The sequence below is a fragment of the Actinosynnema sp. NPDC049800 genome (assembly GCF_040656635.1).
Lineage (GTDB): Bacteria > Actinomycetota > Actinomycetes > Mycobacteriales > Pseudonocardiaceae > Actinosynnema.
Map to the genome: position 1 here is coordinate 18,865 of NZ_JBFAMT010000067.1, position 23,610 is coordinate 42,474.

24 protein-coding genes are annotated in these 23,610 nt (G+C 72.0%); 8 read left to right on the forward strand and 16 right to left on the reverse strand.

Annotated elements, in window-relative coordinates; translation table 11 throughout:
- Window positions 1–10: 10 nt before the first annotated feature.
- Complete coding sequence (locus AB0I91_RS39530) at window positions 11–754, forward strand: SDR family oxidoreductase (RefSeq protein WP_498778453.1); 744 nt, start codon at window positions 11–13, stop codon at window positions 752–754.
- 9 nt (window positions 755–763) lie between these two features.
- Here AB0I91_RS39530 and mmuM read toward each other — a convergent pair whose 3' ends face one another.
- Window positions 764–1,663: a homocysteine S-methyltransferase gene (gene mmuM, locus AB0I91_RS39535; RefSeq protein WP_499641452.1), complete on the reverse strand. Its 900-nt coding sequence runs from the start codon at window positions 1,661–1,663 to the stop codon at window positions 764–766.
- Window positions 1,664–1,722: 59 nt separating this feature from the next.
- Between mmuM and AB0I91_RS39540 the strand changes: the two genes are divergently transcribed.
- Both AB0I91_RS39540 and AB0I91_RS39545 read left to right on the forward strand, forming a co-directional pair.
- Window positions 1,723–2,322 (forward strand): TetR/AcrR family transcriptional regulator, encoded by a 600-nt coding sequence (locus tag AB0I91_RS39540; RefSeq protein ID WP_499641454.1) that lies wholly within the window; start codon window positions 1,723–1,725, stop codon window positions 2,320–2,322.
- The gene (locus tag AB0I91_RS39545; protein WP_499641456.1) at window positions 2,319–3,935 is read left to right on the forward strand and encodes a CocE/NonD family hydrolase; all 1,617 of its coding nucleotides are present in this window, start codon (window positions 2,319–2,321) and stop codon (window positions 3,933–3,935) included. Before AB0I91_RS39540 ends, AB0I91_RS39545 begins: the two co-directional genes overlap by 4 nt.
- 50 nt (window positions 3,936–3,985) lie before the next feature.
- On the opposite strand, the gene AB0I91_RS39550 is transcribed toward AB0I91_RS39545, so the two are convergent.
- From AB0I91_RS39550 to AB0I91_RS39570, 5 genes are all read right to left on the reverse strand, one after another.
- Window positions 3,986–4,585 (reverse strand): phosphoribosylanthranilate isomerase, encoded by a 600-nt coding sequence (locus AB0I91_RS39550; RefSeq protein ID WP_498778457.1) that lies wholly within the window; start codon window positions 4,583–4,585, stop codon window positions 3,986–3,988.
- A 63-nt stretch (window positions 4,586–4,648) separates the two neighbouring features.
- Window positions 4,649–6,676: a hypothetical protein gene (locus AB0I91_RS39555; protein ID WP_499641458.1), complete on the reverse strand. Its 2,028-nt coding sequence runs from the start codon at window positions 6,674–6,676 to the stop codon at window positions 4,649–4,651.
- Window positions 6,676–7,950, reverse strand: coding sequence for an ABC transporter substrate-binding protein (locus AB0I91_RS39560; RefSeq protein ID WP_499641460.1), 1,275 nt, complete (start codon window positions 7,948–7,950; stop codon window positions 6,676–6,678). Before AB0I91_RS39560 ends, AB0I91_RS39555 begins: the two co-directional genes overlap by 1 nt.
- Window positions 7,951–7,960: 10 nt before the next feature.
- Entirely contained in the window at window positions 7,961–8,809 is an 849-nt protein-coding gene (locus AB0I91_RS39565) for a carbohydrate ABC transporter permease (protein WP_499641462.1), read from the reverse strand.
- Window positions 8,802–9,704: a carbohydrate ABC transporter permease gene (locus AB0I91_RS39570; RefSeq protein WP_499641464.1), complete on the reverse strand. Its 903-nt coding sequence runs from the start codon at window positions 9,702–9,704 to the stop codon at window positions 8,802–8,804. The genes AB0I91_RS39565 and AB0I91_RS39570 overlap by 8 nt, the downstream gene beginning before the upstream one ends.
- 241 nt (window positions 9,705–9,945) lie before the next feature.
- Between AB0I91_RS39570 and AB0I91_RS39575 the strand changes: the two genes are divergently transcribed.
- The 3 genes from AB0I91_RS39575 (at window position 9,946) to AB0I91_RS39585 (ending at window position 11,261) form a co-directional block, all read left to right on the forward strand.
- Complete coding sequence (locus AB0I91_RS39575; protein WP_499641466.1) at window positions 9,946–10,179, forward strand: hypothetical protein; 234 nt, start codon at window positions 9,946–9,948, stop codon at window positions 10,177–10,179.
- 6 nt (window positions 10,180–10,185) lie between these two features.
- Window positions 10,186–10,866 carry a glycoside hydrolase family 5 protein gene (locus AB0I91_RS39580; protein ID WP_499641480.1) on the forward strand — a complete coding sequence of 227 codons (681 nt, stop codon included), beginning with the start codon at window positions 10,186–10,188 and terminating at the stop codon, window positions 10,864–10,866.
- A gap of 92 nt (window positions 10,867–10,958) precedes the next feature.
- Window positions 10,959–11,261, forward strand: a complete 303-nt coding sequence (locus tag AB0I91_RS39585) for an Rdx family protein (protein ID WP_499641468.1) — start codon at window positions 10,959–10,961, stop codon at window positions 11,259–11,261.
- 447 nt (window positions 11,262–11,708) lie between these two features.
- Here AB0I91_RS39585 and AB0I91_RS39590 read toward each other — a convergent pair whose 3' ends face one another.
- The 4 genes from AB0I91_RS39590 to AB0I91_RS39605 form a co-directional block, all read right to left on the reverse strand.
- On the reverse strand, window positions 11,709–12,398 hold the full coding sequence (locus AB0I91_RS39590) for a hypothetical protein (RefSeq protein ID WP_499641470.1): 690 nt from the start codon (window positions 12,396–12,398) through the stop codon (window positions 11,709–11,711).
- Window positions 12,399–12,554: 156 nt separating this feature from the next.
- Complete coding sequence (locus tag AB0I91_RS39595; protein WP_499641471.1) at window positions 12,555–13,958, reverse strand: cellulase family glycosylhydrolase; 1,404 nt, start codon at window positions 13,956–13,958, stop codon at window positions 12,555–12,557.
- 264 nt (window positions 13,959–14,222) lie between these two features.
- Entirely contained in the window at window positions 14,223–14,867 is a 645-nt protein-coding gene (locus AB0I91_RS39600; protein ID WP_499641473.1) for a permease prefix domain 1-containing protein, read from the reverse strand.
- On the reverse strand, window positions 14,864–15,205 hold the full coding sequence (locus AB0I91_RS39605) for a PadR family transcriptional regulator (RefSeq protein WP_499641475.1): 342 nt from the start codon (window positions 15,203–15,205) through the stop codon (window positions 14,864–14,866). Before AB0I91_RS39605 ends, AB0I91_RS39600 begins: the two co-directional genes overlap by 4 nt.
- Window positions 15,206–15,292: 87 nt before the next feature.
- On the opposite strand from AB0I91_RS39605, the gene AB0I91_RS39610 reads away from it, so the two are divergent.
- Window positions 15,293–15,712 (forward strand): hypothetical protein, encoded by a 420-nt coding sequence (locus tag AB0I91_RS39610; RefSeq protein WP_498778469.1) that lies wholly within the window; start codon window positions 15,293–15,295, stop codon window positions 15,710–15,712.
- A gap of 65 nt (window positions 15,713–15,777) precedes the next feature.
- Here AB0I91_RS39610 and AB0I91_RS39615 read toward each other — a convergent pair whose 3' ends face one another.
- Together AB0I91_RS39615 and AB0I91_RS39620 are read right to left on the reverse strand one after the other, a co-directional pair.
- Window positions 15,778–17,178 carry an endo-1,4-beta-xylanase gene (locus AB0I91_RS39615; protein ID WP_498778470.1) on the reverse strand — a complete coding sequence of 467 codons (1,401 nt, stop codon included), beginning with the start codon at window positions 17,176–17,178 and terminating at the stop codon, window positions 15,778–15,780.
- A 576-nt stretch (window positions 17,179–17,754) separates the two neighbouring features.
- Window positions 17,755–18,924 carry a 4-hydroxybenzoate 3-monooxygenase gene (locus AB0I91_RS39620; protein ID WP_499617477.1) on the reverse strand — a complete coding sequence of 390 codons (1,170 nt, stop codon included), beginning with the start codon at window positions 18,922–18,924 and terminating at the stop codon, window positions 17,755–17,757.
- Between the two features lie 123 nt (window positions 18,925–19,047).
- On the opposite strand from AB0I91_RS39620, the gene AB0I91_RS39625 reads away from it, so the two are divergent.
- Entirely contained in the window at window positions 19,048–19,827 is a 780-nt protein-coding gene (locus tag AB0I91_RS39625) for an IclR family transcriptional regulator (protein ID WP_498778472.1), read from the forward strand.
- Between the two features lie 11 nt (window positions 19,828–19,838).
- On the opposite strand, the gene AB0I91_RS39630 is transcribed toward AB0I91_RS39625, so the two are convergent.
- The 4 genes from AB0I91_RS39630 to AB0I91_RS39645 are packed head-to-tail and all read right to left on the reverse strand — an operon-like array spanning window position 19,839 to window position 23,418.
- Window positions 19,839–21,143 (reverse strand): MFS transporter, encoded by a 1,305-nt coding sequence (locus AB0I91_RS39630; protein WP_499617480.1) that lies wholly within the window; start codon window positions 21,141–21,143, stop codon window positions 19,839–19,841.
- A 13-nt stretch (window positions 21,144–21,156) separates the two neighbouring features.
- A complete protein-coding gene (locus tag AB0I91_RS39635) occupies window positions 21,157–21,615 on the reverse strand; it encodes a MaoC family dehydratase (RefSeq protein WP_498778474.1) in 459 nt (152 codons plus the stop codon).
- Window positions 21,612–22,505 (reverse strand): amidohydrolase family protein, encoded by an 894-nt coding sequence (locus AB0I91_RS39640; RefSeq protein ID WP_499641476.1) that lies wholly within the window; start codon window positions 22,503–22,505, stop codon window positions 21,612–21,614. The genes AB0I91_RS39635 and AB0I91_RS39640 overlap by 4 nt, the downstream gene beginning before the upstream one ends.
- Before the next feature lies 1 nt (window position 22,506).
- A complete protein-coding gene (locus AB0I91_RS39645; RefSeq protein WP_499641478.1) occupies window positions 22,507–23,418 on the reverse strand; it encodes an SDR family oxidoreductase in 912 nt (303 codons plus the stop codon).
- Between the last annotated feature and the right edge of the window lie 192 nt (window positions 23,419–23,610).

Genomic DNA, 23,610 nt, shown 5'->3' on the forward strand with positions numbered 1-23,610 from the left:
GGAGAACTCGATGGTCCCGGTTTCGGTCGTGACGGGCGCCGGTTCGGGTGTGGGGCGCGCGGTCGCCCGCGCGCTGCTCGACGCCGGTCACCGGGTCGCGCTCGCCGGACGACGTGCCGACCGGCTGGCCGAGACCGCCGACCGGTCGCCCGCCGGGCAGGTGCTGGTCGTGCCGACCGACGTCACGGTGGAGGCGTCGGTGGACGCGCTCTTCGCCACCGTGCGCGACCGGTGGGGGCGGGTCGACGTGCTGTTCAACAACGCCGGGACGAACGTGCCGCCGACGCCGTTGGAGGACTTCACCGTCGAGCAGTGGTCGACGGTGGTCGGCACGAACCTGACCGGCGCGTTCCTGTGCGCCCGCGCCGCGTTCCGGGTGATGCGCGAGCAGGACCCGCAGGGCGGCCGGATCATCAACAACGGCTCGGTCTCCGCCCACACCCCGCGCCCCGACGCCGTGGCCTACAACGCGAGCAAGCACGCCATCACCGGGCTGACCAAGTCGATCTCGCTGGAGGGCCGCCGCCACCGCATCGCCTGCGGCCAGATCGACATCGGCAACGCCGCGACGCCGTTGACCGGGCGGATGGCCGAGGGCGTCCGGCAAGCCGACGACTCGATCGCGGCCGAGCCGACCATGGACGTCGGGCACGTCGCCGACGCGGTCCGCTACATGGCCGGCCTGCCGCTGGACGCCAACGTGCAGTTCATGACGGTCATGGCGACCACGATGCCGTTCATCGGGCGCGGCTGACCCGCCCGGTCAGCCCCTCACCGCCGCGGCCACGTCCCGGATCGTGCCCGGACCGACCTGGCAGCAGCCGCCGACCAACCGCGCGCCGCCCGCCACCCAGCCGGCCACGCGCGCGGGCTCGAAGGCCGGTGCGCCGGTCCAGCTCCGGGCGGTGGCGTCCCAGCCCTGACCGCTGTTCGGGTACACCACGACGGGCTTGCCGGTGACCCGCCGCGCGATGGCCACGGCCTCGTCGACGTCGGCCGGGTCGCAGCAGTTGACGCCGACGGCGACCACCTCGGCCACGCCCCGCACGGCCTCGAACGCCTCCGCCAGCGGCTGACCGGCGCACGTCCGCGTGCCCCGCGCGCTGTAGGACAGCCACAGCGGGACGCCCGACCCGGCGACCACCCTCAGCACCGCCTCGGCCTCCTCGACGTCGGGGATCGTCTCGACCGCGAGCAGGTCCGCCCCCGCCTCGGCGAGCACCTCGACCCGGGGCCGGTGGAACGACTCCAGCGCGCCCGGCGCGAGGCCGTACCGGCCGCGGTACTCCGAGCCGTCGGCGAGCATCGCGCCGTACGGGCCGACCGACGCCGCCACCCACCGCGGTCCGTCCACTTCGGACGCGGCACGGCGGGCGAGGGTCACGCTGTCGCGCAGCAGGCCGGCCGTGTCCGCCGCGGTGAGGCCACGCCGGGCGAAGCCCTCGAACGTGGCCTGGTAGCTGGACGTGATCGCGACCTCGGCGCCGGCCCGGTAGTACGCCAGGTGCGCGGCCGTGATCGCGTCCGGGTCGGTGAGCAGCAGGCGGGCCGACCACAGCGAGTCGGACAGGTCGTGCCCGGCGGCCGTGAGCGCCGTCGACAAGCCGCCGTCCAGCACCACGACCCGGCGGGCCAGCACGTCGGACAACCGTTCCTCGGGCACGGCCACGACCCTACAGAGTTGACACTTGTCAATTTCATGACAGGTGTCATACTCGGTGCGTGGACCAGGCGGCACGCGGCACGGATCGGAGGGTCCGCCGCTCGCGGTCCGCCCTCCTGGGGGCGGCCGTGGCACTGGTCTCCGAACGCGGCACGACGAACATCCCGATCTCCGACCTCGCCGAGGCCGCGGACGTCAGCCGGCAGCTCGTGTACCAGCAGTTCGGCGACCGCGACGCGCTGCTGACGGCCGCCGCGCTCGACCTCGTGGAGAGCGGGTTGCTGCCGGACGTCACGGGGGCCGCGGACCCGTCCGACGAGCACGCCCGGGCGTTGATCGCGGCCCGGCACTTCGCGCGGCACCGGCCGTTCTACCGGGCGATGCTGACCGGACCGTGCGCCTACCGGCTGAACGTGGCGTTGAGCGGCCTGCTCAGCCCGTTCGACCGGGAGCTCGTGCGGCGGATGCCCGGCGTGCCGCAGGCGCCGGACGTGCTCGACGACCTCACCGCGTTCGTGACCGGTGGGTGGGCTGCGGTGGTCAACACGTGGGTGGTCGAGGGGCCGGAGCCGCTCGACCCGGAGGCGTTCGCCGAACGCCTGATGCAGGTGTTCTCGGTGATCACCGGGGGCGTCCGGACCGAGGAGGACGATCGGTGAACCTGAGCAGCCACCGCATCCAGCGCCTGCTGGGCCTGGACCCGCCGATCACCCGGGACCTCGTCGTCCAACGCGACCTGCGCACGCCCATGCCCGACGGCGTCGAGTTGCTCGCGGACCGCTGGGCGCCGCGGGTCGGCGGCGAGTCGTCGCCGACCGCGCTGCTCCGCGGCCCGTACGGGCGGCGTGGCGCGATCGGGACGGCCCTGGCGCGGCCGTTGGCCGAACGCGGGTTCCAGGTGCTGGTGCAGAGCGCGCGCGGCACGTTCGGCTCGGGCGGCGCGTTCGACCCGATGCGGCACGAGCGCGAGGACGGCCTGGCCACGCTGGCGTGGCTGGTGGAGCAGCCGTGGTTCGGCGGCTCGATCGTGCTGGTGGGCGCGAGCTACCTCGGGCACGTGCAGTGGGCCGTGGCCGACAGCCTGCCGCCGCAGGTCAAGGCGATGATCCCGCAGGTTGTCGAGTCGGCGTCGACGCTGGAGTTCCTGCGCGCGGACGGGTTCTCGTTGGAGGCGCCGTTCGCGTGGGCGGTCGCGGTCGCGGGCCAGGAGCGCCGCTTCGCCCGGCTGCGCAACGTGCTCCAGGGCCGCAGGACCCGCCGCGCGCTGACCACGCTCCCGCTCGGTCGCGCCGACGTGGCCGCCACTGGACGCCGCTCGGACTACTTCCAGGACGTCCTGGCCCGCGACGCGGACGACGAGCGGTGGGTCGCGATGGACCACCGGCGCCGGGTGGCGCGAACGACGGTGCCGGTCAGCTCGATCGCCGGCTGGTACGACATCTTCCTGCCCGGCCAGCTGCGCGACTTCCGGGTCCTGCGGGAAGCCGGACGTCCGGCGCGGCTCACCGTCGGGCCCTGGACGCACATGTCCCAGACCGACACCGCGATCCGGGAGGCCCTGGGGTTCGGTCTCGCCCTGGCACGCGGCGAGGAGCCGCCCGAGCGCGCTCCGGTGCGGCTGTACGTGACGGGCGAGGAAGCCTGGCGCGACTTCGACTCCTGGCCGCCGCACGGCTACGAGCCCCGGCGCTTCCACCTCCGGCCCGGCGGCGGGCTGGGCGAGCAGCCTCCCGTCGAGTCGACGCCCGACCGGTACCGGTACGACCCGGCCGACCCGACGCCTGCCGTGGGCGGTGTGCGGCTGGTGTCCGACAGCGGTCCGGTCGACAACACCGCGCTGGAGGCCCGGCCGGACGTGCTCACCTACACCACCGAGCCGCTGGCCGAGGACGTCGAGGTGATCGGCGACGTGACGGCCGAGGTCTGGTTCCGCTCCAGCCTGCCGCACGCCGACGTGTTCGTCCGGCTGTGCGACGTCGACCCGCGCGGCCGTTCGGTGAACGTCTGCGACGGCCTGGTGACCCTGTCCGGCGCGGACGCGACGACCCGCGCCGAGGTCACGCTGTGGCCGACCGCCCACCGCTTCCGGCGGGGGCACCGGGTCCGGGTGCAGGTGTCCAGCGGCGCGTTCCCCCGGTACGCCCGGAACACCGGCACCGGCGAACCGCACGCCACCGCGACCCGGCTCCTGGTCGCCGAGCAGTCCGTCCACCACGACCCGGACCACCCGTCGGCCATCGTCCTGCCCGTCCGGCGGCCGTCGGGCGATTAGCGGTCAGGCGGGCGGCAGCGGGCGGCAGCGGGCGGTCAGGCGGGCGGCGGTCAGGCGGCACGGGCGGCGACGACGAACTCCCGCATGAGCCCGTGGTCCTTGACCCCGCGGCTCGCCTCGATGCCGCTCGACACGTCCACACCCCACGGCCGGGCGCGGCGGACGGCTTCGGCGACGTTGTCCACCCCGAGGCCGCCCGCCAGCAGCCAGTCGCCGTCCGGCCGGGCGCCGTCGAGCGCGGCGAGGTCCCACTGGTGGCCGGAGCCGGCCTGGGGCGAGTCGAGCAGGAGCATCCGCTCGCCGTACGCGCCGACCCGCACGTCGGTGTCCGCCGTCAGCGCGACCGCCCGGACCAGCGGCACCCCGGCCGCCGCCACCTCGTCGAACGCCGCACGCGGGTAGTCGCCGTGCAGCTGCACCGCGCCGATACCGGTCTCCTCGGCGAGCCGCCGCACGTCCGCCGCCGCCACCCCGCGGAACACGCCGATGGACAGCACGTGCGGCGGCACCTCGCGCACCAGCCGCCGCGCGGTCTCGGGATCGACCTGCCGGACGCTCGCGCTGAGCACGAAACCGACCGCGTCGGCGCCCGCGTCCACGGCGGCGGCGACGTCGGCCGCCGTGCGCAGCCCGCACAACTTCACGTACATGCCGCAGACCTTAGCGACGAGCCTCCCGTGCCATCGGAGCCAGGCCAGGTGCCACCGCCGTCCTCACGGCGCGGGGATCAGGCCCTCGTGCCGCACCGTCCACCCGTCGGCGGGGAAGCCGGGGTTCGGCGGGCCGCCCTCCCAGCCCGCCGCCATCAGGGCGACCGCCGCCAGCAACCCGCCGTTGCCCGGCAGGTACACCGGGAGCCACTCGGACTGCCGGTTGTGCCCGTTGGCCAGGTAGCCGTTCTTCGGCGTGTCCATGAGCAGCACGTCCAGCGCGGTCCGGGGCTCGCCCAGGCGGGTCGCGGTCATGGCCATCGCCGGGTAGTCCCAGCCCCACGTGCTCGACCAGTCCCAATCGGACAGCACGTCGTGCAACGTGGCCCGCATGACCCCGTGGTCGACCACACCGGTCTCGGGCACGAGACCCAGCGCGCACAGCATCGACGGGTGGTCCTCGCGCACCGTCCACGGCGGCGTGCCGATCGCGGCGTACCGGCCGGCGCGCACGGTCGGCGGCACGAGGCCGTCCGCCACCGCCGTCCACGACGGCTCCTCCGCCAACCCCGACCACACCCGCCACCGCTGCGCCACCCGCAACGCCCACGCCCAGTACGCCAGCTCGAACGTCGGGTTCACGACCGCCGCCCGGTCGCGGTAGTACGACTCCTGGGCGGGCACGAGCGGCGGCCCGAGCGCGTAGCCACCGCCCGTGGCCACCGCGAAGTCCGCCATGAACGCCGCCGTCTCCAGCACGCACTCGCCGTAACGCGCCACCGCACCGCGATCACCCGACCGGCGCACCAGCTCGGCCAGGTGGATCAGGTGCGGCTGCTGCCACACCAGGAACGCCCCGATCGGGCTGGGGCTCTCCCGCCCGTCCGGCCCGACCTGCTTCGGCCACCGCGCGCCCCGACAACCCTGGCCACGCGCCGTGGCGCGGGCGACGCCCAGGCTGCGCGAGTACCAGCCGAGGCTCCTGGCCAGCAGCGCAGCCCTGCCCCACAACGGGAAGTGCGCGCCGTGCCACCAGTGCATCTCCAGGTGGAACCGGCCGCGCCAGCTGTTCGCCGTCAGCCCGGTCTCGGCCGGCGGCAGCGAACCCGCGCACTGGATGGCCGCGAGGTACTGCGACAGCACGATCCGCCGCTGCAACTCCGGCGCGCGTTCGTCCGCGCTGGAGTCGAGCTCGACCACGCCGCCGGACGACCAGAACCGCGGCCACCAGCGCTCGCTCGCGATCAACGCCTCGGTGAACGCCACCGGCTCGGCGCCGCCGCCGAACCGCACCCCGAGTTCCAGCACGTCGCCGTCGGTCGCCACCACGAACTCGTGCGGCCCGGTCCGCCGCACCGCCGCACCCGCGTTGGCATGGACGCGCACCGAGAACCGGGTCGAGTCGAGCCTGCGGTCGATCCGGACGCCGTCCGCGAGCACGTGCGGCACGCTGTCGTGCCGGTCGGGGCGCTCCCAGTCGGCGGCGTCGTGCCACGACTCCGAGCCGTACGGGAACGCGATCCGCACGGCCAGCCGACCGCCCGCGAGCCCCGGTGACGCGACCCGCACCCCGAGCGCGTCGAGCTCCGGGTGGCAGCACGTGGTCACCCGCACCGGCATCCCCGCCAGCAGGAACGCGCTGGTGATCGTCCCCGTCCACAGGTCGAGCCGTTGCCTCGGCTCGTGCAAGTCGACCGGATCGGGCGACGTCCCGTCGACGACCAGCCCGATCCGGGCCAGGTCCAACCGGTGCGGGTTGGCGCGCAGCCACCGCTGGCCGGGTGTGGCCGCGTCGAAGTCGGCGAGGTCGGCGTACGGCACCCGGCCGCGCGGCGTGTCGTACGAGCGGACGCTGTCGGCGAGGTCCGGCACGTGGCCGGGCGCCGGCACGCTGTGCCAGCCCCACTGCGCCATCGTGCCGAGCAGCGTGCCGCCGTCACCCGCGTACACCTGCGGGAACGTCTGCAACCCGGTCACGTCGACCGTGGCGCACAGCTCGCCGTTGCCCACCGACAGCGGCGACCGCGGGTCGACCCCGGTCACCTCCACGGCGTACCGGTCCACCAGCGCCCTGCGGTCGATCGGGGTCATCAGCCGATCGCCGCGGCGACCTCGTCCACGAACCGCCGTGCCGCGTCCGGCGGGCCGAGCCGGTCGAACAGCACGTCCGAGTTCACCCGCTGGAGGATCTGCACCGTGTCCGTGGACCCGACCGGGCCCGGCACCAGCTCCTCGGTGACCTTGCCGCCGACCTCGTCGATGAACGCCACCTCGACCTCCTGGTGCTCGTCGAGCGAACCGGCGATGCGCTCGCGGATGGCCTCGTTCGCCGGGATGCCGCGGTCCGTGCCGATGGCCGCGCCCGCCGCCGGGTCGTTGACCAGGAACGAGATCAGCTTCGCCGCCGCCTCGGGGTGCTCGGTGGCGGCGTTGACCGTGTAGAGCTGCGAGGCCTGCAACCACATGCCCGGCTGCCCGGCCGTCGACTCACCCGGCGCGCGCAGCATCACCAGCGGCTGGGCGGACGCGGTGCGCAGCGCGGTCAGCCGGTTGCTCCAGTCGAACCGCATCCCCGCGACGCCGCGGCCCATGAGGGTCTGCTCGGGCGCGGACAGGGCCGCCTGCTCGATGGTCACGGTGGCCTGCGGCGTGCTGCCTGCGTCACGCAGCCGTGTCGTCATCCGGAACCACTCCTCGACGCTGCCGGTGCTGATGCCGACCTTGCCGTCGGGAGTGTAGAGCCCTTCGCCGCGTTGCTTGGAGAAGATCTCCAACGTCTCCGGCGCGGTCGGGTCCTCCACGCCGACCGTGCCCTCCGGGGCCTTGTCGGCGAGCTCGCCCGCGATCCGCTCGAAGTCCGCCCACGTCCACTTGTCGTCGTCGGGCAGCGGCACCCCGGCGGCCTGGAAGACCGCCGGGTTGACCACGATCCCGTAGGTGTTCACGCCGGTCGGCACGCCGTACTGGACGCCGTCGAACCTGCCGTTGGCCACCGCGGGCCCGTCCAGCCCGCCCAGGTCGAGCGAGCCGCCCACCTCGGCCAGGTCGAGCAGCGCGCCGCGGCCGCCGTACTCGCGCGGGTACACGCCGCCCATCGTGATCACGTCCGGCGCGTCGTCCGCCGCGACCTGGGTGGCGATCCGGTCGAAGTAGGCGTTGAAGTCGGCGTACTCGCCCTTCACCGCGATGCCGGGGTTCGCGGCCTCGAAGGCGTCGATCGCCTTCTCCGTGGCCTGGGCGCGCTGCTCGTTGCCCCACCACGAGAACCGCAGCTCCACCGGTCCCCCGGCCTCGTCCGGGCCGGACGAGCAGCCCGCCAACGCCAGCGCCGCGACACCGACCAGGCACAGCACCAGTCTCGTCATGACCGCCTCCTCACTTGATGCCCGTCGTCGCGATCCCCTGGGTCAGGTAGCGCTGCCCGGCCAGGAAGAAGCCGAAGATCGGCACCAGCCCGACCACCGACATGGCGAACAGCGGCCCCCACGAGCTGCGGCCCTGACCGTCCACGAAGGTGCGCAGCGCCACCGGGACGGTGTGCAGGTCCTGGTCGGTCAGGAAGATCAGTTGGCTGAAGAAGTCGTTCCAGGTCCAGATGAACGTGAACACGGCCGTGGTGGCCAGCACCGGCGTGCACAGCGGCATCACGATCCGCCAGAAGATCCGCCAGTGGCCGCAGCCGTCGATGCGGGCCGCCTCGTCCAGCTCCGTCGGCAGCGACCGGATGAACTGCACCATCAGGAAGACGAAGAACGCGTCGGTGGCCAGGAACTTCGGCACGACCAGCGGCAGGTAGGTGTTGATCCAGCCCAGCTCGGAGAACAGCACGTACCGGGGCACGATCAGCACGTGGATCGGCAGCATGATCGTGGCCAGCATCATCGCGAACATGACCTTCTTGCCGCGGAACTCCAGCCGGGCGAACGCGTACGCGGCCATCGAGCACGACAGCAGGTTGCCCACCACCGAGGTCACCGCGATGATCGCGGAGTTGGTCAGGTACCGCTGGAACGGCGCACCGAGCGCGGTCCAGCCCTCGACGTAGTTGGCCAGCGAGAACTCGCTCGGCCACGGCGACGGGTCGCGGAAGATCGCGTCGGTCGGCTTGAACGAGCTGGACACCAGCCACAGCAACGGGTGCAGCATCACCACGCCGAGCACGACCAGCAGGCCGTGGCGCAGCGGCGCCGGCAGTCGGCGTTCGCTCCGGAACGGGTCAGTCACCGTAGAACACCCATCGCTTGGCCAGCAGGAAGTTCACCGCGGTCAGCGCCGCGACGATCACCAGCAACAACCAGGCCAGCGCCGAGGCGTAGCCCATCTGGAACGAGCCGAAGCCGCGTTGGTAGAGGTACAGCGTGTAGAAGAGCGTCTTGTCGGACGGACCGCCCGTGCCGCCGCTGACCACGAACGCCTGCGTGAACGCCTGGAACGCGCCGATCAGCTGCAGCACCAGGTTGAAGAAGATGATCGGGGTCAGCAACGGCACCGTGACGTGCCGGAACCTGGCCCACCGGCCCGCACCGTCCACTGTGGCCGCCTCGTAGTACATGGCCGGTATCTGGCGCAGGCCGGCCAGGAAGATCACCATCGGCGCGCCGAACGTCCACACGTTGAGCAGCACCAGGGTGCCCAGCGCGAAGTCCGGGTGCGCGATCCAGCCGACGCCGTGGACCCCGACCAGGGCCAGCAGGTCGTTGACCAGGCCGTCGGTGCCGAACATCTGCCGCCACAGGATGGCGATCGACACGCTGCCCGCCAGCAGCGACGGCAGGTAGTAGACCGAGCGGTAGAACGCCAGGCCGCGCAGGCCCCGGTCGAGCAGCAGGGCGAGGCCCAGTGCCACGGCCAGTTGCAGCGGCACGGAGACGAACACGTACCGGAACGTCACGCCGAGCGAGTTCAGCAGGCGTTCGTCGCCGACCATCCGGGTGTAGTTGGCCAGGCCCGTCCACTTCGGCGGGCGCAGCAGCGAGTAGTTCGTGAACGAGAGGTAGAGCGAGGCCAGGATCGGACCGATGGTGATCGTGACCATCCCGATGATCCACGGCGCCAGGAACGAGTAGGCCGCCCGGCCGTCGCGGCGGCGCAGGTTGCCCTTGGTCCGGGAGTCGGCCATGCGTCCTCCTCGGCGAGGTCGCGCGCCGAGGCGGCCCGGCGCCACAGTCGGGAAACCGCTTTCTTCCGCGAGGACCTGTCTACCATCCAGCGCGCATTCCCTTGCCCAGCTTCGATAATTTGCGCAATGTTCAGAAAAGGAGGCGTTGGCGTTGCGGGCTCGGCGGCTGGATCAAAATGGAGAACTTCACCACCGGCTACCCGGCCAGGGAATCGTTGCAGCGCGCGGGTTGCGGTCGGCGTTGGGCGAGGAGGGGTACCGCCGCTTCTCCGACCGGTTCCTGGACGACTTCTTCGGGCCCGAGGACGCGCGCGACCGGCTCATCGGGCGGTGCGCGGAGCAGGGCATCTACACGATCCTGGACCTGCACGCGTTGCCCGGCGCGCAGAACCAGCACTGGCACAGCGACAACCCGATGCACCGAGCGCAGTTCTGGGTGCACCGGCCCTTCCAGGACCGGGTCGTGCACCTGTGAGAGGCGATCGCCGCCCGTTACGCGAACCGGCCGGAGGTGGCGGGCTACAACCCCGTCAACGAGCCGGCCGACCCGACCGGCGAGGTGGTCGGCCCGTTCTACCGGAGGTCGGAGCGGGCGATCCGGGCGGTGGACTCGCGGCACGTGCTGTTCCTCGACGGCCACCGCTGCTCGACCGATTTCCCGGTGATCGACGAGCCCTTCGCCGACGCGGTGTACAGCGCGCACGACTACGCCCTGCCCGGGATCGCGCGGGACGGCCGGTACCCGGGCACGACGCGTGGCGAGTTCTTCGACCGGGGTGTCGTGGAGCAGACTTTCCTGCGGCGCACGGAGTTCATGCGGTGCACCGGCACACCGAGCTGGATCGGCGAGTTCGGCCCGGTACTACACCGGGGACGAGTCGATCGACGCGTCACCCGGCCCGATTGCGCCTACCTGCGCCGCGTCGCGCCGGTGTTGGCGAAGAAGGCCCGGCTGGGCGCGGACGTGTGGAGTGGCGACGACCGCGGCGTCCGCCACGTCCTCGGACCGCTCGAGGAGCTGTTCGACCGGGAGTTCCCCACCTTCGACCCGTACCCGTGGGGCCGACGGCCGTGGGTGAACACGCTGGTGCGCAACATCCTCTTCGCCGAACCCCAGGTCGACGACTTCGGCCGCTGCTTCGCCGAGACCTCTGTCCCCTGATCGTTTGCCTTGGACCCCCATCCACCTCCCTTCACCGTGACCGGCACTACTGCGGGTCGCCGCGATGCCGTCCCAATCGCGATACTGGACCCGTGACCGCGAGAGAGCCCCGCCTGGAGATCGAGTACTGCACGCAGTGCCGGTGGCTGCTGCGCGCCGGGTGGACCGCGCAAGAGCTGCTGACCACCTTCACCACCGAGCTGGGCGAGGTCGCCCTCGTCCCCGGCACGGGCGGTGTTTTCGACGTCCGGATCGACGGCGAGACCCTGTGGTCCCGCAAGGCCCAGAACGGCTTCCCCGACTTGGCCGTGCTGAAGCAGCTCGTCCGCGACCGAATCGCCCCCGACCGCAACCTCGGACACACCGACCGCCACCGGAAAGCGCCACCCCAGTAGGTCAGGGCTCGACGGGGCGGCGGCGGTGCGGTGAGTCGGCGGCGGTGCGGCAGGTCAGCGGTTGCGGTCGGCGGTTGCGATGGGTCAGCAGGTCAGGAGGTCGGCAGCTCTGCGGGCCCAAGTCCCACACCTCAGACTCGCCACCCGGTCGGCCCCACGACCGATCAGGCCGCGAGCCGGTCGGACACACCACGGTGAGACCCGCCATCCGTCATGCCCCGCCGCTCAGGCCCGCGACACAGCAGGCACACCACCGGCCCCGCCCGCGACCGAGCAGGCACATCGCCCGCCAGGCTGCCACGCGGTGAGACCCGCCACCCCGCCAGGCGCGCCACTCGTCAGGTGCGCCGCCGGTCGGCCCCACCGCCGAGCAGGCGCGCCGCCGGCCAGGACCGAACCCGCCCGGCACGCCACCGGTCGCCCGTGACCGGTCAGGCGCATGACCGGTCAGGCGCGTGAACGGTCAGGGGGTGGTAAGTAGGCGGCGACCTCGGCCAAGGCGTCCAGCGTCTCCGGTTCGAGGTGGCCGGCCGCCGGTTCGGCTTCGGCGATGGTGATGGTGCTGCCATCGGTGTCGGTGCCGTAGTGGTGGCCGGTGAACGCGATGTCGGCCAACCCGAGCAACGACGCCCCGAGCGGCCGGATGTCGCCGCTGCCATGGCGGTCCTCGATCCGCTTGAACGCCCGCACGTCACGCGCGCTCCGGAAACCGACCCAGGCCACCGACACCACCGCGTTGTTGCCGCTCCCATCCCCGACCGCGATCACCATCCGGTCCAGCGAAGTGCACGGCGTGCGGGTGAAGAACTCCCGGACCTCACCGTGTGACGCCGACAGGCACTCCACCTGCTGCCGCACCCTGTCGTCCAACCTCCGCATCCCCATCCGCTGCCACGCGCCGTCACGATCACCCCGCTTCGCCGCCCTCTGCCCGTCCACCTTGCGCGCGGCCACGCCGGGCGACCCCGCCGAACTGCCCGCGCTCGACCCCAGCAGTCCGCCCCCGCCGGCCACGCCCGCGGAACCGACCAGGCCCAGCACCAGCACCCCGGCCGCCACCACGGCCCCCGCACCCCCCTTCTTGCCGTTGATCGGCCTGACCCGGCCCTGCCCGTCGGTGTAGAAACCCGGTGCCATCACTCGCTCCCCCGCTCGGTCGGTATCCCCGATCGGCAAGCTATCGACGGGCACCGACAATTCCGGCCCCTTCTCCGACCTGGTCACCCGATCGAGCGACACAGAAAACGGGGCCCCGCGCGCGAACGCGGGGCCCCGTCCTCAGTGGAGCGTGGTTCAGCTGGTCGGGAAGTTGTCCGTCGTGCTGATCCGGCTCTTGAGCAACGCGCCGGACTCGGTGAGCACACCGCTGCTGGAGTAGTCACCGCCGTTGCACGTGCCCGGGCGCAGCGCGGCGCTGCTCTCGTTCGCGTCCGAGTACGTCCAGTTCGCGTAACCGATCTTGAGCTGGTCCAGCAGGTCCAGCCAGGCGACGGTGCTCGCCCGGTCGAACGTGCCGCCACCGGTGGCCAGCACCGTGCCGAACTCCGTCACGAAGAGCGGCAGCCGCTGCGCGGCACGGCTGACCGCGGCGCGGTAGTTGTCCTTGTGGCTCGCGGCGTAGAAGTGGAACGCGTACATGATGTTCGTGGCGTTGACCGGGTTGTTGATGACCTCGGTCTCGCTGGAGCCCTCCGACACGCCCAGCGACGACCAGGCGCGCGTGCCGACGATGACGACGGCGTCCGGGTCGGCCGCGCGGATCACCGGGATGACCTGCTCGGCGTAGCTCTTGATCGACGCCCAGCTCACGCCGTTCGGCTCGTTCGCGATCTCGTAGATCACGTTCTTCTTGCTCGCGTTGCGCTGCGCGACGGCGGCGAAGAAGGTCTTGGCCCGCTCCAGGTTGAAGTTGGGGTCACCCGGGGTGAGGATGTGGAAGTCGATCATCGCGTATATCCCGCGCGCCTCGGCCATGTCGACCAGGCTGTTGACGCGGCTGGTGAACCCGGACGGGTTGGTCTCGTAGCCCTGTTCCTGCACGTACATCGCGATGCGGAACAGGTCGGACTTCCAGTCGGTCGCCAGCGCGTTGAGCGAGTTGTTGTTGTAGCACTTGTCGAACCACTGGATGCCGTGCGTGCTCATGCCGCGCAGCTGGATCGGCCGGTTGTACTGGTTGCACAGGTTGACGCCGCAGACCCGCAGCTGGCCGTTGATCTCGACGGGGGTGCGGCCGACCGGCGGGTTCGTGGTCGACGTCGTCGTGGTGGTCGTCGTGGTCGTGCCCGTGGTCGAACCGGTGCAGGCGACGCCGTTGAGCGCGAACGACGTGGGCGTCGGGTTGCTGCCCGAGTACGCGCCGACGAACCCGAGGTCGGTCGACGCGCCGGTGGACAGCGTCCGGTTCCAGTCGACGTTGGTCGCGGTGGCCGTGGAGCCCGACTGGGTCCACGTGGCGTTCCAGCCCTGGGTGACCCGCTGGGAGCTGTTCGGGAACGCGACGGTCAGCGACCAGCCGCTGACGGGGTCGCCGAGGTTGGTGACCTTGACGCTGGCCTGGAAGCCGCCGGACCACTGGCTCGTCACGGCGTAGTCGACCTTGCAGCCCTGGGCGGCGGCCGCGGCGTTCGGCAACATCGTCGCCGCTGAGCCGAGGGCCACCGCGCAAGCGGCAAGCACTGCGGTGGAGCGCTTCACTGAGCCCCTCCTCATCTCGAAGGATGTCTGGGAGCGCTCCCAGACCCGCCGGGAACGTACACCCGGATGGGTGCGCGCGTACAGAGGGCGTCTCACACAATGACATCCCGCCGTGACGCTCCGTGTCGCCGACTCGCCGCTCGGCCACCGCCGACCAGCGGGATCAAGGCCGGGGAAGCGCCCCCCGGAGGCAGGCCACCCGGAGCGCGGTGGCGAGGTCGGCGGTGGCCGGTCGGCAGGCCAGGCGAGGGGGCAGGTCCACGGTCACCGCACCCCCTCCACCGCCTGAGCGCACCGACGGCACTCGCGGGCCGACGCCGCGACCGTGCCGTGCGCCGCGGTGGCCAGCACGCCGGCGATCGCGGTCAGCGGCCAGTCGGTCGACAGCGCCGCGGTGACGCCCAGCGCGACGGCGGCGAGCGCCATGCCCACCGCGGCGGCGGACGCCGTCCACGCCACGGCCAGCGGCAGCCGGTGCGGCGTGGGCAGCATGCGGGTGAGCGGACCGGTGGCCACCAACGCCGTCACCGCGAGCAGGCCGGCGGCGGTGGCCAGCGCGGCCAGGTGGACGGCGAGCGCGCCCAGTCGCCAGTCGCCGGCGGCGCCCACGAGCAGTTGGCACACCACGAGGACCGGCACGGTGACGGCGGCGGCGCGGGCGGTGCGGCGGGTCTGGGCGATGGTGAGCTCGCGCTGGAACGACGGCGCGATCTCGTCCGCCGCGCCGAAGTCGCGCACCGCCTGACGGGCCGCCTGGTCCTGCGGCACGCCGAAGCGGGTCTGCGCCTCCACCGCGTCGACCAGGCCGTCGCGCACCTCGCGCATCATCGCGGCCTTCGCCCGCGCCGGGCCGTGCAGGGACGCGGCCAACGCCTCCAGGTAGTCCTCGACCGGCTGCGCGGCGCTCACGTGGCGTGCCCCGTCGACGGGGTCAGGTCGAGCACGGCGCCGATCGTGGCGGTGAAGTCCCGCCACGTCGACCGCGCGTCGGCCAGGCCGCGCCGACCGGCGTCGGTGAGCTCGTAGCAGCGCCGGGGCCGGTCGGCCACGGGCTGCCAGCGGCTGCGCAGCAAACCCAGCCGTTCCAACCGGTTCAACGCCGGGTAGACGGTGCCGGTGCGCAGTTCGAGCGCACCGCCGCTGCGCCGCTGGACCGCGGTGATGACCGCGTAGCCGTGCAGCGGTCCCGGTTCGAGCACCGCGAGCAACATCGCGTCCAGGTGCCCGCGCACCGCGTCCGCCTTCATGGGTTGGCAGCCTACACACCATCTAGGTAGGTGTGGTACCTATTGGCAGCCGACGTATGTTGTCTGTCTACGTACCAAGGAGCCCTGGTGACCAAGCTGCTGCTCTCGGTCCACGTGATCGCCGCGATCCTCGCCGTCGGGCCGATCGCCGTGGCCGCCTCGCTGTTCCCCCGCTTCGCGCGCGAGTCGCCGACCGGCGTCGCCGCGTTCCTGCACCGGACGTGCCGCACCTACACCGTCGTCGGCGTCGCCGTGCCGGTCTTCGGCGTCGCCACCGGCGCGAGCCTCGGCGTGCTCGGTGACGCGTGGCTGCTGGTGTCCGTGCTGCTGACGGCGGTCGCGGCGGGCCTGCTGGCGTTGGCGATCCTGCCCGCGCAGCGGCGGGTGCTCGACGGCGCGACCGGTGCGGCGAAGCGGCTCGCCATGACGACCGGCGTGTTCAACCTGCTGTGGGCGGTCGTGGTCGTGCTGATGATCGTGCGCCCCGGCTCCACGACGGGGGCGTGACGTGCGATGGAAAAGCCCGGTGCGGTGGCCGGGTGGGCCACCGCACCGGGCTGTCCGCTACGCGATCAGCTCGCGGCGCAGGTCGGCGTGATGCCCGACGCCGAACCGGTGCCCTGGAAGCCGAACTCGGTCGACATCCCGGCCGGGACGCTGCCGTTGTAGCTGACGTTGCGCCACTGGACGGTGCCCGTGTTGCCGCTGCGATCGGCGCTCCACGCGTTGGTGACCGACACGCCGGACGGCAGGTTGGTCGTGACCGTCCACCCGTTGATCGCCGACGATCCGGCGGTGACCTTCACCGTGGCGACGAACCCACCGTTCCAGGAGTTCAGCGACACCGAAGCGGTGCAGCCACCCGGGCCGGGGATCGTGGTGGTGGTCGTCGTCGTGGTGGTCGTGGTGGTGGTGTCGGTCGTGGTCGTCGTCGTCGACGTGGGCACGGTGGTGCCGCCGCTGTTGAGGGCGTTGAGGGTGGAGGTGTAGGCGGGCTTCTTGTTGCCGGAGCCGTCGAACAGCAACGGGGTGCCCGAGGCGCGCCACGAGTCGGTGTCGCGGATGCCCCACACGGTGATGCCGGTGCAGCGGGCGACCGCGAGGCACGCCTTCACGACGCGCTCGTAGTTGGAGGCCTGCGCGGAGCCGGAGCCCTCGATGTCGAGCTCGGTGATCTGCACGTCCACGCCGAGGTTGGCGAAGTTCTGCAGCGTGGTCTGGTAGTTGCTCGGCACCGGGCTCTGGCTGTTGAAGTGCGACTGCAACCCGACGCAGTCGATCGGCACGCCGCGGGACTTGAAGTCCTGGACCATCCGGTAGACGGCCTGGGTCTTGGCGTGGGTCCAGTCGTCGGTGTTGTAGTCGTTGTAGCAGAGCTTCGCGCCCGGGTCCGCCGCCCGCGCCGCCCGGAACGAGGCCTCGATCCAGTCGTTGCCGGTGCGCTGGAGGTTGGAGTCACGACGCGCACCCGAACTACCGTCCTGGAACGCCTCGTTCACCACGTCCCACGCGTAGATCTTGCCGCGGTAGTAGGTGGCGACCTGGGTGACGTGGTTGAGCAACGCGGACCGCAGCGCACTGCCCGACATGCTCTGCATCCACCCCGGCTGCTGCGAGTGCCACGCCAGGGCGTGGCCACGCACCCGCATGCCCTGACTGCGTGCGTGGTTGACGATCCGGTCCCCGTTGGTGTAACTGAACCTGTTCTGCTGCGGCTCAGTCGCGTCCATCTTCATCTCGTTCTCGGCCGTCACCATGTTGAACTCACGGTTCAGGATCCCCATGTACGTGGAGTCGCCCATCCTGCCCGCGGCGACAGCCGTGCCGAAGTAGCGGCCCGACTCGGCCGCGGAGGCGCCGAGAGTGGTCCCGGCGCTGGCCGACGTCGCCAGGAGCACCGCGGCACCCGTGGTGGCGGTGACCAACGTCGACACGAGTGCCGCTCGCAACACTGACCTCGATGTCAGCTTCATGTTTGCACCTTCTGGGAGCACCTGCGGGTTCGGCAGGTGGTGGTTGGGTTGCTCGGGCGACCCGGACCGCCGGAGCGGGGTGATCCGGATCCGCACACTTGGCGAGGGAGGGCCCGGTGCCACGGGATTCCTCCACGCCAACGACAGTTCGTTGAGTTCGGTCCTCCAGAGCGTGCGCGGCGCAGGCCGGAACCGTCGGGGGCGGCACCCGACCGCGTCCGGCCTGAAACTTTTAGAAGTATTAACCGAAACAGATAGGTCTGGCAAGCACCGAAAATCGGCAGCCTTTCGGGCCTGCGCAGGCTCCGACCTGGCCGTCGACCAGGTCATCAGGCACCCGAACTCAGCCGAAACGGTTCACCGCAGCCCGACCTCCTGGCCCATAAACCCTGTTGAGACACCATATGGCGGCCCTCTGAACCGATACCGGCCGCCGCCATCCGACACCGGGTGCCATATTCGGCCAACTTCGAAACTGTTCGAAAGAAGATTCGCAACTTTATCGGTCCGCGTGGTCCGATTACCGGCAGTCGGATTACGCCGATCGCACCTGTGCCGACCCGTTCGGCCGCACCGCTACAGCGGCCAACCCGTGTACGCCTCGGCGAGATGCGTGGCGGCGGCCGTGCTGGAGGTGACCAGTTCCAACTCGCCCAGCTGCCGCTTCACGTCGAACGGCGAGCCGGCCGGGTCCGTGTGCAGCATCGACGTCATCCACCACGAGAAGTGCTGCGCCCGCCACACCCGGCGCGCCGCGGTCGGGCCGTAGGCGTCCAACGACTCGGTGGACCCGGCGCCGAAGTACTCCTCCAACGCGCGGGCGAGCACGACGACGTCCGCCACCGCGAGGTTGAGTCCTTTCGCGCCGGTGGGCGGCACGACGTGCGCGGCGTCCCCCGCCAGGAACAGCCGGCCGTGCCGCATCGGCTCGCACACGTAGCTGCGCATCGGGATCACGCCCCGGTCGAAGATGCGGCCCTCCGCCAGGCCGAACCCGTCGCCCGCGACCCGCGCGTTCAGCTCGGCCCAGATCCGGTCGTCGCTCCAGTCCTCGGCGCGCTCGTCGGGGTCGCACTGGAAGTACATCCGCTGCACCTGCGGCGTCCGCGTGCTGATCAGCGCGAACCCGCGTTCGGAGTGGGCGTAGACGAGCTCCTTCGAGGACGGTGGCGCCTCGGCCAGGATGCCGAACCACCCGAACGGGTAGGCGCGGAAGTAGTCGGTGCGCTCGCCGTCCGGGATGGAGCGCCTGCTGACGCCCGACGAGCCGTCGCACCCGGCGATCACGTCGCAGCGCAGCTCCACCGGCGTGCCGTCGGCGTCGGTGAAGGAGATGACCGGCTCGTCGGACGTGACGCCGTGCAGCGCGACGTCGCTCGCCTCGAACCGGATGTCGGCCCCGGCCGCGAGCCGTGCCGCGATCAGGTCCTTGAGCACTTCGTGCTGCGGGTAGAGCCACACCGCCCGGCCGGTGAGCCCGGCGAAGTCGATCCTGTGGCCCTGGCCGCCGAACCGCAGCTCGATCCCCTCGTGCCGCGCGCCCTCGGCCAACGCACGCGCGCCGACACCCATGGCGGACAGCAGCTCCACCGTGCCCTGCTCCAGCACGCCGGCGCGGATCGTCTGCTCGATCGCCGCACGGCTGCGCGTCTCGACGACCACGGAGTCGATGCCGCGCTCGGCCAGCAGGTGGGACAGCACCAGGCCGGCGGGGCCCGCGCCGACGATTCCGACTCTTGTTCGCATGGGTCAACCCAAGGGCGGCGTGCGACCGTTCGCCAGGATCGACTTCCACTGGGTGAAAGTCGCGGCGATTCCGCGCCGGCCGGGCGGATACGTTCGGTGTCCGGCGTTCGAAGGAGGACCTGCATGGCGGTCAACCGCGACGCGCCCCGGCGCTCGATGGCCGGGCGGGCGCTGGCGCTGCTCGGCGTGTTCGACGCCGAGCACCCGCGGCTCACGCTGACCGAGCTCGCGCGGCGCGCGGACCTGCCGTTGGCGACGGTGCACCGGTTGGCCCGCGAGCTGGTGTCGTGGGGCGCGCTGGAACGTGACGCGGACGGGGGCTACAGCATCGGCCTGCGCCTGTGGGAGGCGGCGACGTTGGCGCCGGTGGCCGGTCGGCTGCGGGAGGTCGCGCTGCCGTTCATGCAGGACCTCTACGAGGCGACGCGCGAGAACATCCACCTCGCCGTGCACGACGGCTTCGACGCGCTGTACGTGGAGAAGCTCTCCGGCCACCGCTCCGTGCCCATCATCTCCCGGATCGGCGCCCGGCTGCCGCTGCACGCGACGGGCGTCGGCAAGGCCCTGCTCGCCCGCGCAGACCCGGAGTTCGTGCGCCGCTACCTCGCCCGGCCGCTGCGCCGCCACACCCGGTACACGATCACCGAGCGGGCGCGGCTGGCGCGCGACCTGCGTGCCACGGCGGAACGCGGGTACGCGCTGACCAACGAGGAGATGACGCTCGGCTCGTGCTCGGTCGCCGTCGCCATCCCGGCGGACGGCCACGAGCCGCCCGGCGCGCTGGGCATCGTGGTCCGCTCGGTGCGCACCGACCTGCACCGCCTCGTGCCGGACCTGCGTGCGGCGGCGGACGCGATCGCACGGCGGCTGGACGACCTGGCGCAACGCGGGGTGTGGACGTAGGACGCGCGGGGTCAGGGGACGGCGACCGAGCTGAGGTCGCGGGTGCCGGTCTCCTTCAACGCCAGCACGCACACCACGGTCAGCAGGCAGAACGCGGCGATGGTCGACGAGATGAGCGTCAACCCCTGCCCATCGGTCGCCCGCTGGATCTCGGCGAACAACAGCGGCGCGATCCCCGCGCCCAGCCCGGCGACCTGGTAGCCCAGGGACGCGCCCGTGTACCGGTTCTCCGTGCTGAACAGCTCGCTGTAGAGAGCCGCGAGCGGCCCGTACATCATCGGGTGGATCACGCCCTGGCCCAGCACCAGCGCCACGGTCAGCAGCACCGTGTCACCGCTGTCCACCAACGGGAACAGCACGAACGCGTACACCGCCATCGCGATCGCGCCCGCCACCACGACCGGCCGCCGGCCGAACCGGTCCGACGCCGCCGCGAACCCGAGGATGCCCACGACGGCGCAGGCGGAGGACAGCGTGAGCGCGTTGAGCACGGTCTGCCGCGCGTGACCGGCCGCCACGCCGTGTGCCAGGACGAACGTCGTCAACGTCGACTGCGCCACGAACGCGGCCAGCCCCACACCGATGCCCAGCAGCAGCACGCGCGGGTGGTTGCGCAGCACCTCGACCACGGGCGCCCGCCGCTTGACGCCCGCGTCCAGCACCGCCTGGAACGCCGGTGTCTCGTCGACCCGGTGCCGCACGAACAACCCGACGCCGAGCAGCACGATGCTGAGCAGGAACGGGATCCGCCAGCCCCAGTCCAGGAACGCCCGTTCGCCCACCAGCGCGGCGGTCGCCGTCAGCGCCAACGTCGACAGCACCATCCCGCACGGCGCGCCGGCGTTGGTGAACCCGGCCCACAGCCCGCGCCTGCGGGTGGCGTGCTCGGCGGACATCAGCACCGCGCCGCCCCACTCGCCGCCGACCGCGATGCCCTGCACCACGCGCAGCGCGACCAGGCCGACCGGCGCGAGCCAACCCACCTGGGCGTAGGTGGGCAGCAGTCCGATGAGGAAGCTGGCCACGCCCATCAACGTCATGGTCAGCACGAGCATCCGCTTGCGGCCCAACAGGTCGCCGAAGTGTCCGAACAGGACCCCGCCGAGCGGGCGGGCCAGGTAGCCGGTGGCGAACGTGCCGAAGCTCGCGATGGTGGCCACGAGCGGGTCGAGGGAGGAGAAGAAGACCTTGTTGAACACCACGGCGGACGCGGTGGCGTAGAGCAGGAAGTCGTAGTACTCGATCACGCTGCCGACGAAGCTCGACGCGACGGCGCGGCGGAGTTGGACGTTGGGTGCGTTCGGCGTGGTCGACATGGTGGTGGCCCCCTCAGGGGTAGTGCCGGTACACGGCGCGCGCGACGCACGCCGGCTTGTCCGAGCCGTCGATCTCGACGGTGAAGTCCAGCACCAGCTGGACGCCGTCGCCCGCGACCTCGTCCGCCGAAGCGACGCGGCCCGCGAGCCTGATCTTGTCCCCGACGCGCACCGGGCTGGGGAAGCGCACCTTGTCCAGCCCGTAGTTGACGCTCATCCGGACGCCGTCGACCGCCAGCAACTCCCCGAACATAGGGATGATCAGCGACAACGTGAGGTAGCCGTGCGCGATGGTCGTGCCGAACGGTCCCGCGGCCGCCCGCTCGGGGTCGACGTGGATCCACTGGTGGTCGTCGGCGGCGTCGGCGAAGGCGTCGACCCGGTCCTGGGTGATCTCGCGCCACCCGGTGTGCCCGAGGTCGTGCCCGGCCAGCGCGAGGAGTTCCGACGCTCCGGTGACGGTGGTGGTCATGTGCGCTCCGAGTCCGTGGTGTCGAGGCCGAGCAGCCTGGCCGCGTTGTGCTTGAGGATCTTGGGGCGGACGGCGGGCTTGAGGTCGAGCGCCTCCAAGTCCGCCAGCCAGCGGTCCGGCGTGATCACCGGGTAGTCCGAGCCGAAGAGCACCTTGTCCTGCAGGAGTGAGTTCGCGTAGCGGACGAGCTGCGGCGGGAAGTACTTGGGCGACCACCCGGACAGGTCGATGTGCACGTGCGGCTTGTGCGTGGCCACCGCCAACGCCTCGTCCTGCCACGGGAACGACGGGTGCGCCAGGATGATCCGCAGCTCCGGGAAGTCCACGGCCACGTCGTCCACCAGCACGGGGTTCGAGTGCTTCAGGCGGATGCCGCCACCACCGGGCAGGCCCGCGCCGATCCCGGTCTGCCCGGTGTGGAACAGGGCGGGCACGCCGAGTTCCTCCATGACCTCGTACAACGGGTACGCCATGGGGTCGTTCGGCGCGAAGCCCTGGAGGCTGGGGTGGAACTTGAAACCGCGCACACCGTGCCGCTCGACCAGCGCGCGCACCTCCCGCGCGCCCGCGCGGCCCTTCCACGGGTCGACGCTCCCGAACGGGATCAGCACGTCGGAGTGCTCGGCGCAGTTCTCCGCGACCTCCTCGTTCGAGATGCGCGGGTGGCCGGTGGCGTGCTCGGCGTCGACGGTGAAGACGACCGCCGCCATCCGCCGTTCCCGGTAGTACGCCGCGGTCTCGTCGACGGTCGGTTGGCGGTGGCCGTGCGCGCCGAAGTACGTGGCCGAGGCGGCCAGCAGTTCGGGGCTCAACGAGGGGTGGCCGTCCCTCGACACCTCGGCGTGCGTGTGCACGTCGATGGCCACGAGCTCGTCCAGGGCGAGGACCACGTCAGGCCTCCGGCGGTGTCGGCGCCGGGATGCCGAAGGTCTCCGGTTCCGCGCCGACGCCGCTCGCCCACGACTCGGCGATGGCGTCCGCGGTCCACCCGCCGTCGGCGAGCGCCACCGCCTTCTCGCGGGGGTGCGCCCAGAGGGTGAGCCGGTCGCCGCCGATGCCGATGGCCTGGCCCGTGATCCGCCGTGCCGCGTCGGAGGCCAGGAAGACGATCAACGACGCGACGTCCTCCACCGTGCCGAGGCCCTCGTCGCGGCGCAGCCAGTCCGGGAACGGCACGCCGGTGCGCTCGGCCTCCTCGATGACGGGCGCGAACGCCGGGATGGTCCGGGTCATCTCGGTCGCGGCGACCGGCACCACGGCGTTGACCGCGATGTCCGCGCGGGCCAGCTCCAGCGCCCACGTGCGGGCCATCGCGACGATGCCCGCCTTCGCCGCCGCGTAGTTGGTCTGCCCGAAGTTGCCGCGCTGACCGGCGGGCGAGGAGATCAGCACCAGGCTGCCGCCCCGACCCTGCTCCCGAAGATGGATCGCGGCCGCGCGGGCGCAGGTGAACGTGCCGCGCAGGTGCACGTCGACCACCGCGTCGAAGTCGTCGTCGGACATCTTCCACAGCACGCGGTCGCGCAGGATGCCGGCGTTGGCGACCAGGACGTCGAGCCCGCCGAACTCCTCGACGGCGGTCGCGACCAGCCGGTCCGCGGTCGAGGTCGGACCGACCGGCGCGACCACGGCGACCGCGCGTCCTCCGTCGGCCGCGATCGTCTTCACCACCGCGTCCGCGGCCTCCGCGTCCACGTCGTTGACCACGACCGCCGCGCCCGCCCGCGCCAAGGCTTCCGCGTACGCCCGGCCCAGACCACGGCCACTGCCGGTGACCACCGCGACCTTTCCCAGCAACTCCATGCCGGCGAACATACGGCACTTTTGTGACGGCGGTCCAGAGTCTGCCCAACATTGGGGTGTGGAGGTGGGGTGGGATCGGTGTGGCGGCGCGGCGGCGCGGGGTGAGTTCGGCTCGATTTGACATGGGGCCCTTACGGGCACTCCAGGCAGGCCAAAGCCGGCAGGCCCGGCGGGGAAAAGCGTCCCGCCGGG